The sequence below is a fragment of the Paraburkholderia sp. GV068 genome, from assembly GCF_003058125.1.
GTDB classification, from domain to species: domain Bacteria; phylum Pseudomonadota; class Gammaproteobacteria; order Burkholderiales; family Burkholderiaceae; genus Paraburkholderia; species Paraburkholderia graminis.
On sequence record NZ_QBUB01000030.1, the window covers coordinates 23,071 to 31,728 of the forward strand.

Below are 8,658 nucleotides of genomic sequence, written 5' to 3' on the forward strand. Positions count from 1 at the left end.
CTTAAAATGGTGTTTTCGCGCGGCGTCGCGCGCTGTTTCCAAGCTGTAACCAGATAGCCAGTGAGATCGAGATGAGCACGAAAGTTTTTGTCGACGGACAGGAAGGCACGACCGGCCTGAAGATTTTCGAATACCTGTCGCAGCGCGCCGACGTGGAGATCCTGCGTATCGACGAAGCGAAGCGAAAAGATATCGAGGAGCGCCGTCGTCTCATCAACGCGTCGGACGTCACGTTCCTGTGCCTGCCCGACGTGGCATCGCGCGAGTCGGCAGCGCTCGTTGCGAACGAGCGCACGGTGCTGATCGACGCGAGCACCGCGTTTCGCACGTCGGCCGACTGGGCTTATGGCCTGCCCGAACTCGCTCGCTCGCAGCGCGAACGCCTGCGCACCGCCAAGCGCATCGCCGTGCCGGGCTGTCACGCGTCGGCTTTCGTGCTGGCCATGCGCCCGCTCGTGGAAAGCGGCGTGGTCGCGCCCGAGTTCGAAGCTCATGCTTATTCGATCACCGGCTACAGCGGCGGCGGCAAAAAAATGATCGCCGACTACGAAGCCGGCGGCAACGACAAGCTCAAGAGCCCGCGTCCGTACGCGCTGGCTCTCACGCACAAGCATCTGCCGGAAATGGCGGCGCATACGGGCCTGAAGTCGTCACCGGTCTTCACGCCGATCGTCGGCGGCTTTTACAAGGGCCTCGCGGTCACCACGTACTTCTCGCCGCGCCAGTTGGCGCGGAAAACCACGCCGCAAGAAGTGCAGGCGCTGCTCGCGGAGTACTACGCAGGCGAAGCATTCGTGCGCGTCGCGCCGTTCGACTCGGAGGCGAATCTGGACAGCGGCTTCTTCGACGTGCAGGCGAACAACGACACGAATCGCGTCGATCTGTTCGTGTTCGGCACGCCGGAGCGCTTCGTCACCGTCGCGCGGCTCGACAACCTGGGCAAAGGCGCTTCCGGCGCGGCGATCCAGTGTATGAATCTGGCAATCGGCGCCCCCGAGGAAAGCGGTTTGAAACGATAACGAAAGTTAAAATATCGCGGCAATTGGCCGTTTGTCAGCATTGCGAAAGCCGGTCTACAAGACCGGCTTTTTGTTTTAAACCCGCCGCTGCGACTTTCTTTAAACATTAATCAGTAGTAGCCCGCATTACTCAAAAAATCAAAACGAGGCTGCCTGGAATTTTTCAGGTAACTCTTCCCGTCGACGACCCGATCAGCATAGTTTTCCGCCTGGGGAAACTCCGGATTTTTTATCGAACGGTCGTTCGAAGATGATGGAGCCTTTTTGCTCCAACGCTTACCTGGCAAGGGCGTGCGGCGAAACAACGGTACAGCCGCTTCGCCTCGAATTCGCATTTTTGTTTAAAAGGGCCGCTTGCGCCCACGCACTGTGCGCATGCCCGAAACGCCGCTGTTTGAATCGACCTTTTTAGACGGCTCATTCAATTGACAGGCATTAATCGCGCGGCGAAATTAGCTCGCACAAATACATGAAGGGAGACAGCAGCATGGCGGACGCCATTATTCGAGGCTTGGCAATGGCTATTGCCACGACTCCTTTTCTTATTGCTTGCGGCGGCGGCAAATCCGATAATCCCGGCCCGATCGACGCGCCGCAATGCTCGGGTTCGAGCTGCGGCGTTCAAGGTCCGCCCGCCTCGAGCGGCACGGCGGCCGCGCTGTGTCCGGCCACCGCCGATATCGTCAAAAGCACGTTCCTCGGCGGCGCCGGCAGCGGCGAAGTGGTCCAGTTGAACATCGACGCGACGGCGATGACCTACACGCTGAAGTGGCTTGAATCGCCGATCCCGCTGCGCACCGGCACCGTCACGCCGACACGCGCGGGCACGCAGATAGCGGGCGCGGTGATCCATCCGCCGGCGGGCACGCTGCCGACCGCCGAGCAAACGCGCTGCGCGTTCATACTCGGCGCCGGCACAGGCACGGCGGCCGGCGACGGCCAGCCCTACACCACATCGGACTTCGCCAACAACCCGAATCCGCCGATGATCCTCGTCGGCCAGGGCGTCGCGGGCGGCGGCATTCCTGGCGCGACGATCCAGTTCGACGGGCTGTCGATCCCGCTCATCGGTTCGGGCATCGGCGCGGTGCCCAATCGCCATTTCGACTTCTATCCGTTCCTCGGCTTCGCCAGCACCACCACGGACATCACAAAGCTGCCGGGCACCTACAACGGTCTGCTGTACCACCTCGCGCCGTCCGGCAATTACGCGACGGTCGCGACGAACACCGTCGAAACCTTCGACGCGAGCGGCACCTGCACGAGCAGCAACACCGCGAACCCGGACTACTCGCCGAACGCGGGCGGCTGCCTGTCCACCGGCAATCCGTGGACGCTCAACAGCAACGGCTACTTTGACAGCCAGCAGGCGGCGCAGATCGTCCCCCAGTTCCGGCTTCCGCTGATCGGCGCGACGGGCAAGTCCGGCACCGCGCACATGATCCTCGGCCAGATCAACGGCGCGACCGTGCCGCTCGTGGTGCGCACGGGCTACATCGACCTGGGCACCGCGCCGCTTCATCTCGACGCGAAAGTCGACGACGAGTCCGGCATCGCGATGCTCGCCGCGGCGACGCCGCTTGCATCGGGCGGCTTCGACGGCGGCTACGTGGGCGCGGATTCCAACTTCAAGTACACCGCGACACTGATCCAGGGCGGCGTCGGCACGTTTATCAATCCGACGACGTCGGCGGCCGAAAGCGGTTTCGGCCTCGGCTACGGGCTCGCGAGCCCCGGCCTGGTCGGCGTGCAGGACACGAAGGGCAAGACCGGCTTTGCGATCGCGTCGGGCGGCCTGTATGCGATCGCGATCCAGGGCACGCAGAACGACGGCATCACGCCGACATCGGCCAATTCGGACACACCGAGCACGCCGTACTTCGGCATCGGAGCGCAAATCAGCAAGTAGCCGATGAAGCAAACGTAGTCCGCGGTGAGAGACATAAAAGAGCAAGCGGTGGCTGGACTGGGAGCCGGCCATCTACAACGAAAAAATTCTGGAGGCGGTATGAAATGGAGATTCCTGTCGGTGCTCGCACTCGCGGCACCGTTGCTGTCGGCATGCGGCGGCGGAGGCGGCGGCAATGGCGACGGTCCGGTGACGCAAGTTCGGCTGTGTCCCGCGACGCTCGACTACAACACGGTCTACACGGGCGGCGGCGGTGACGGCGAACTCGTCAAGCTGCAACTCGATACGACGAAGATGACGTGGCAGGTCACCTATGTCGAATCTCCGATTCCGGCGACCACGGGCACCGTCGTGCCGACGCGCGCCGGCCAGACCGCGAGCGGCACGCTGACCCAGGAAACGCTGCTGCCGACCAACAAGCTCAATCAGTGCGCGTTCCGCCTGAACGGCGCGAGCCTCGACCCGAACCGCCCGGCGCGGATTTTTGTCGGCGAAGGCGTGGCAGGCGGCACGATTCCGGGCGCGGAAATCTCGTTCGGCGGGATTCTCGGCGTGGGCGCGGTGCCGGACACCAAGTTCCCGTATTACCCGTTCATCGGTTTCTCGTCGATTGAAACGGATCTGGCGAAGGTGGCCGGCACGTACAACCAGCTCGGCTATCACCAGGTGCCGTCGCAGAATTTCGCGCCGGTCGCCGTGGACACAAAGATAACGATCAACGCGGACGGCACGTGGACCGAGTGCGACAACTCGGGCGTGAACGCGGGCAAATGCCTGCAGCCAGGCAGCAACTTCACGCAGGCGGCGGACGGCAGCGGCGCGTTCCAGACCAATAACTTCCAGGGACAGGCGAAGCCCACGCTCGCCACGACGCCGGAAGGGCGCGGCTACATGATCGTCGGCAAGCTGCGCGACCAGTTGGTGCCGATTCTGGTGCGCGCCGGCGCGGCGAATTCGTCGGTGACCGTGCCGCAAAACGGCGCACTCGGCCCGTACGCGGACGACGAATCCGGCATCTCGATTCTGTCGCCGCAAACCTCGGTGGCGGTCAACTCGCAGAACGGCGAGTACATCGGCGTGGATAGCCAGTTCGACTATCGCACCACCGCGCTCGCAGGCACGCAGGCGACGCTGCTCGATCCGTTCAACCCGTCGCAGGCTTCGCTCGCGACCGCGCTGAACCTCGACTTCACGCAAGCCGTGCCGGGCGTGGTCACGACGACGCACGTCAATGCATCCACCGGCAATACGCCGACCGGAAAGATGATTTTCACGGGCGGTGTGTTCGGCTACCTGGATCTGTCGAACGCGGCCTCGCCGTACTTCACGATCGGCGCCTTCGTCCAGTAACGGGCGTGTGGCGCGCCGTCAGCGCGCCTCGACGCGTTCGCGCCCGGCTGCCGTCCGCGCCTTGCAGCGCGGCGACCGGCACAACGGCTGTCTTGCGCGCCGGCCTCGCGGCTACCCGCAAACGCGCGCCAATGCTCGTCCCGCTCGTCCCGCTCGCCTTGCGCCCGACGAGCGTCCAAGGAGGAATAACAACATGAAAAGAATCTGTCTCGCGATTCTGGCCGCATGCCTGTCGGTCAGCGCTCATGCACAGCATGCCGGCGACAACGTAGCCGTACTCGGCTGGTTCCACGTCATGCCGAAGGATTCGAGCACGCCGCTGACGACCAACGTCGCGCCGACGCCGATCAACACGCCGCTGCGCCTGCCGAACTCGTTCACATCGGCGGGCACGAGTCTGTCGACGAACACGGCCAACACGGTCGGCCTCGTATTCAGCCATTACCTGACCGATCACATTGCCGTGACGACCGTAGCCGGCGTGCCGCCCGTCTTCAAAATCTACGGGCACGGCACGATCAAGCCGCCGGGGCCGGCGGGCGCGCTCGGCCAGCAGGACATTGGCGATCCGCAAGCGAATCCGATCGTGAAAAGCGTGCGCCAGTGGAGCCCGGCGCTGCTCTTTCAGTACTACTTCAATGCACCGACGGCGAAGTTCAGGCCGTTTGTAGGCGTCGGCGTGTCGTACAACTGGTTTTCCGACATTCAGCTCAGTCAGAACTTCGTTCAATCGACGCAGGAGAACCTCGGCGCCATCCTCGCCGCGGGCGCGGGCAAGCCGGGCAAGACGCAGGTATCGGCGAAGGCTTCGTCGTCGTGGGCGCCGGTGTTCAACGCCGGGCTCGCGTACAACATCACGGACCACTGGGGTCTCGTGGCCTCGGTGACCTACATTCCGCTGAAGACGACCTCGTCGGTCATCATCAAGGCGGCGGACGGCACGGAGCTCGGTGTGTCGAGGGCCGAATTGAAAGCGGACCCGCTCATTTCCTTCCTCGCGGTTTCGTACAAGTTCTGACGAGGCCGGAATTTTGGGCAAAAAAAAGCCCGCCTAAGTGGGCGGGCTGAATCCATATCAGAGGAGACATGGAGGAGACAAGACGAACTATAGCAAATGGTTTGGTGCGACGCAACATGAAAATCAGGGTTCTCCCCTCTTGTTGCGCTTTCGCCACATGTGCTTGCGACCGGCGCGGCGCAAACGCCGCGCTTCAGTGCCGGACCAGCGCCATCATCGCGCCAAAGCCGACGAAGACGCCGCCCGTCAGCCGATTGAACACTCGCGCGACGCTGCGGCTCTTCAGCCGGTTGCCGATGCGCGTGCCGAATCCCGCGTACACGAAATACCAACTCACCTCGATCACGGCGAACGTGGCGACCAGAATGCCGAACTGCGGCAGCTTGGGCAGCGAGGCTTCGATGAATTGCGGCAGCAGCGCGGCGGCAAACAGAATCGCCTTCGGATTGCTGCCCGCCACCAGAAAGCCGTTGCGAAACAGCGCGAGGCGCGAGCGTGCGGGCTTCGCGGCCAGTTCGTCGGCAGCGGACGCGGCGGCCTCGTCAGCGGGCGCGCGCCATGCCTTGATGCCGAGATACACGAGATAAGCCGCGCCGATCAAACGCAGCGCATCGAAGAGGGTCGGCCACGCTTCGAGAAAAACGCCGAGCCCCGCCGCCGACACCGCCAGCATCAGCACCAGCGCCGACAGGCAGCCTGCCATCGTCGCGCCCGTGCGACGCAGGCCGTGCCGCGCACCGTCGGTCATGACGAGCAGCATGTTCGGGCCGGGAATGGCGCACACGACAAAAACTGTGGCGACGAAAAGCCACCAGGTATGCAGACTCATGATGTTTCCGCTGGTTGGGGATTGGAGGGAGATTATCGCTTGAAGGGGGGTTTTCTGTTGGCGGGGGGTTTGGCGGATGGGGTGGTTGCCGCGGTCGCCCGCGACATAGGCGGCCGGTAAGCCGCCAGCCGCCCATCAGCCCATCAGCCCGTCAGCCCGTCAAATCACCGCCCGGCCCGCCGCGCCGCCACTTGCCCCAGCACCGCGAAATCCTTCTCACCGTCGCCATGCGCGACCGCTTCGATCAGACTGTCGCGGACGACGCTCGCAATCGGCAGCGGCGTCGTGACGGCGTCGGCGGCGGCCAGTGCGAGACGCAAGTCCTTCAGTCCCAAACGCGCCTTGAACAGCGCCGGCTCGTAGCTGTTTTCCGCGATCATCTTGCCGTAGCCGGCATAGACCGGTCCCGGAAAAATGCCGCTCGTAATCACGTCGAGGAAATCCTGAATCGCGAGGCCATGTCCGGACACGAGCGCAGCGGCTTCGCCGAGCGTCTCGACGGCCGCGCCGAGCATGAAGTTCGCGGCCAGCTTGATCACGTTCGCCTGTTGCGGCAGCGAGCCGATGCGCCAGGTTTTCTGACCGATCGCGTCGAACACCGGCTGCACGCGGTCGATTGCCTCAGCCGGCCCGCCCGCCACAATCGTCAGCTTCCCGGCGGCGGCCACGTCAGGCCGGCCGAGCACCGGAGCGGCGACGTAATCGACACCGCGCGATGCGTGCGCGGTCGCGAGTTCCTCGGCGAGCGCAACGGAAATCGTCGCCATGTTGACGTGAATCAGCCCGCGCGGCGCATGCTCGAGCAACGACGCCGTCACAACCTCGCGCAGCGCGGCATCGTCGGCGAGCATCGAGAACACGGCGTCGCCGGCAAACGCTTCGGCGGGCGTGGCGACGATCCGTGCGCCTGCATCGGCGAGCGCTTGCGCGCGTTCCGGCGAGCGGTTCCACACGCGCACCTGGTGCCCCGCTTTCAGAATGTTTGCAACCATCGCGGCGCCCATCTCGCCGAGACCGATAAAACCGATGTCCATCTGTGGCTCCGTCTTCTAAAGATGTGGAAGTAAAGCACAGCCACGCGACAGATGCAGGAAAAGCGCGCAACGGCGCGCGGTGCGATACTTCGACGATGGTCACCGCGACTTTCCGCTTCTACGAGGAGCTGAACGATTTTCTCGCCCGGCCGCTGCGCCGGCGCGCGTTCGCCTACGCATGCGCGCGTGACGCCACCACCAAGCACGCGATCGAATCGCTCGGCGTGCCGCATACCGAAGTCGAACTGATCCTGGTCAACGGCGAGTCCGTCGGTTTCAATCACCCGCTCGCGGACGGCGACCGCGTCGCCGTCTATCCGAAGTTCGAAGCGCTCGACATCCGTCCGCTGCTGCGCGTGCGCGAACGGCCGCTGCGCGTGGTTCGCTTCATCGCCGATGCGCATCTTGGCGGGCTCGCGCCGCTGCTGCGCCTGGCCGGCTTCGACACGCTCTACGACAACAACTTTCCCGACGCCCGCATCGAGGCGCTCGCCGCCGCGGAAGACCGCATCGTTCTCACCCGCGACCGCGAGCTGTTGAAACGCCGCACCATCACGCACGGCTGCTATATCCGCACGCTCAGGCCGCGCGAGCAATTGCGCGAAGTGTTCGAACGGCTGGATCTCGCAGGCAGCGCGCAGCCGTTCCGACTATGCCTGATGTGCAACGCGCCGCTAAGGCGCATCCCGCGCGATGAAGTCGGCGACCGCGCGCCCGACGGCGTATTGGAGCGGCATAACCAGTTTGTCACCTGCGACGTGTGCCGTCGCGTGTTCTGGGAAGGCACGCACTGGCAACGAATGCGCGCGCTGATGGACAGCGTGGCGGCGACGCCGGCTCAATCGGAAGCTCCCAACGGTCGCGACGCGTCCGACACTCGCGATGCAAGCGCGCCCGGCGTCGTGCCGTGAGCCGCATACATAGGCCGTTCGTTCGCGCGGCGCCACGCACGGTGCGTACAATGCGGGATTACTTATCTGGCAGAGGCCTGACGTATGGCGATGAAAAAGACCGACCTTGAAAAAAACAAGGCACTCAAGCTCAACAACGCAATGAAGCAGTCCACCGCCGAGCGCTTCGGCAAAGCCGCCGCGGCGCCGGCACTCGATCGCCGCGAGCAGCGCAAGCTGGATCAGGCGCAGGGCCTCGTTCCGTTCGCGTGCAAGCTGAATAGCGATCTGGTCGCCGAATTGAAGGAGCGCGCCGCCGAGCATCCGGAAGGCATGACGGGACTGCTGAGCGAAGTGATCAAGCGCGGGCTCGCGGGCTAAGTGCCGCGGACGCGGGCGCGGCATGCGCGCCTGCTTTAAGACGTGGGTTGACGACGTTTTGCGTTGGAAACGGCGCCGCCCGCTCCCGAAACCGATCCCCGAATACAAAAAGGCCAGAGCACGAGCTCTGGCCTCAGACTGCTGACCAACCCCACGTTTTCCGGAGCGTGGGGTTTTGTTTTTCAGGCGTAGGAATTCGCGCGATGGCCCGTGACGCTGCGGACCAGC

8 protein-coding genes are annotated in these 8,658 nt (G+C 64.1%); 6 read left to right on the forward strand and 2 right to left on the reverse strand.

The features are described 5' to 3' along the window. Positions 1-71: 71 nt before the first annotated feature. The 4 genes from argC (at position 72) to C8K18_RS32415 (ending at position 5,296) form a co-directional block, all read left to right on the forward strand. Positions 72-1,019, forward strand: coding sequence for an N-acetyl-gamma-glutamyl-phosphate reductase (gene argC, locus C8K18_RS32400; protein ID WP_006053040.1), 948 nt, complete (start codon positions 72-74; stop codon positions 1,017-1,019). 487 nt (positions 1,020-1,506) lie between these two features. Further along, complete coding sequence (locus C8K18_RS32405) at positions 1,507-2,928, forward strand: DUF2957 domain-containing protein (RefSeq protein WP_029970899.1); 1,422 nt, start codon at positions 1,507-1,509, stop codon at positions 2,926-2,928. A gap of 99 nt (positions 2,929-3,027) precedes the next feature. Then, positions 3,028-4,278 (forward strand): DUF2957 domain-containing protein, encoded by a 1,251-nt coding sequence (locus tag C8K18_RS32410; RefSeq protein WP_107710976.1) that lies wholly within the window; start codon positions 3,028-3,030, stop codon positions 4,276-4,278. A gap of 193 nt (positions 4,279-4,471) precedes the next feature. Then, positions 4,472-5,296 carry an OmpW family protein gene (locus C8K18_RS32415; RefSeq protein WP_006053037.1) on the forward strand — a complete coding sequence of 275 codons (825 nt, stop codon included), beginning with the start codon at positions 4,472-4,474 and terminating at the stop codon, positions 5,294-5,296. 193 nt (positions 5,297-5,489) lie between these two features. Here C8K18_RS32415 and C8K18_RS32420 read toward each other — a convergent pair whose 3' ends face one another. Both C8K18_RS32420 and C8K18_RS32425 read right to left on the reverse strand, forming a co-directional pair. Continuing rightward, entirely contained in the window at positions 5,490-6,125 is a 636-nt protein-coding gene (locus C8K18_RS32420) for a LysE family translocator (protein ID WP_029970902.1), read from the reverse strand. A 164-nt stretch (positions 6,126-6,289) separates the two neighbouring features. Then, positions 6,290-7,159: an NAD(P)-dependent oxidoreductase gene (locus C8K18_RS32425; RefSeq protein WP_006052586.1), complete on the reverse strand. Its 870-nt coding sequence runs from the start codon at positions 7,157-7,159 to the stop codon at positions 6,290-6,292. A 95-nt stretch (positions 7,160-7,254) separates the two neighbouring features. Between C8K18_RS32425 and C8K18_RS32430 the strand changes: the two genes are divergently transcribed. Both C8K18_RS32430 and C8K18_RS32435 read left to right on the forward strand, forming a co-directional pair. Then, on the forward strand, positions 7,255-8,070 hold the full coding sequence (locus C8K18_RS32430; RefSeq protein ID WP_107710977.1) for a Mut7-C RNAse domain-containing protein: 816 nt from the start codon (positions 7,255-7,257) through the stop codon (positions 8,068-8,070). Between the two features lie 84 nt (positions 8,071-8,154). After that, the gene (locus C8K18_RS32435) at positions 8,155-8,430 is read left to right on the forward strand and encodes a hypothetical protein (protein WP_107710978.1); all 276 of its coding nucleotides are present in this window, start codon (positions 8,155-8,157) and stop codon (positions 8,428-8,430) included. Positions 8,431-8,658 lie beyond the last annotated feature (228 nt).

Excerpts from the sequence above, each read along its gene's own strand:
- argC (WP_006053040.1), top strand. The coding sequence starts at position 72 with ATGAGCACGAAAGTTTTTGTCGACGGACAGGAAGGCACGACCGGCCTG.
- C8K18_RS32405 (WP_029970899.1), top strand. The coding sequence starts at position 1,507 with ATGGCGGACGCCATTATTCGAGGCTTGGCAATGGCTATTGCCACGACT.
- C8K18_RS32410 (WP_107710976.1), top strand. The coding sequence starts at position 3,028 with ATGAAATGGAGATTCCTGTCGGTGCTCGCACTCGCGGCACCGTTGCTG.
- C8K18_RS32415 (WP_006053037.1), top strand. The coding sequence starts at position 4,472 with ATGAAAAGAATCTGTCTCGCGATTCTGGCCGCATGCCTGTCGGTCAGC.
- C8K18_RS32420 (WP_029970902.1), bottom strand. The coding sequence starts at position 6,125 with ATGAGTCTGCATACCTGGTGGCTTTTCGTCGCCACAGTTTTTGTCGTG.
- C8K18_RS32425 (WP_006052586.1), bottom strand. The coding sequence starts at position 7,159 with ATGGACATCGGTTTTATCGGTCTCGGCGAGATGGGCGCCGCGATGGTT.
- C8K18_RS32430 (WP_107710977.1), top strand. The coding sequence starts at position 7,255 with ATGGTCACCGCGACTTTCCGCTTCTACGAGGAGCTGAACGATTTTCTC.
- C8K18_RS32435 (WP_107710978.1), top strand. The coding sequence starts at position 8,155 with ATGGCGATGAAAAAGACCGACCTTGAAAAAAACAAGGCACTCAAGCTC.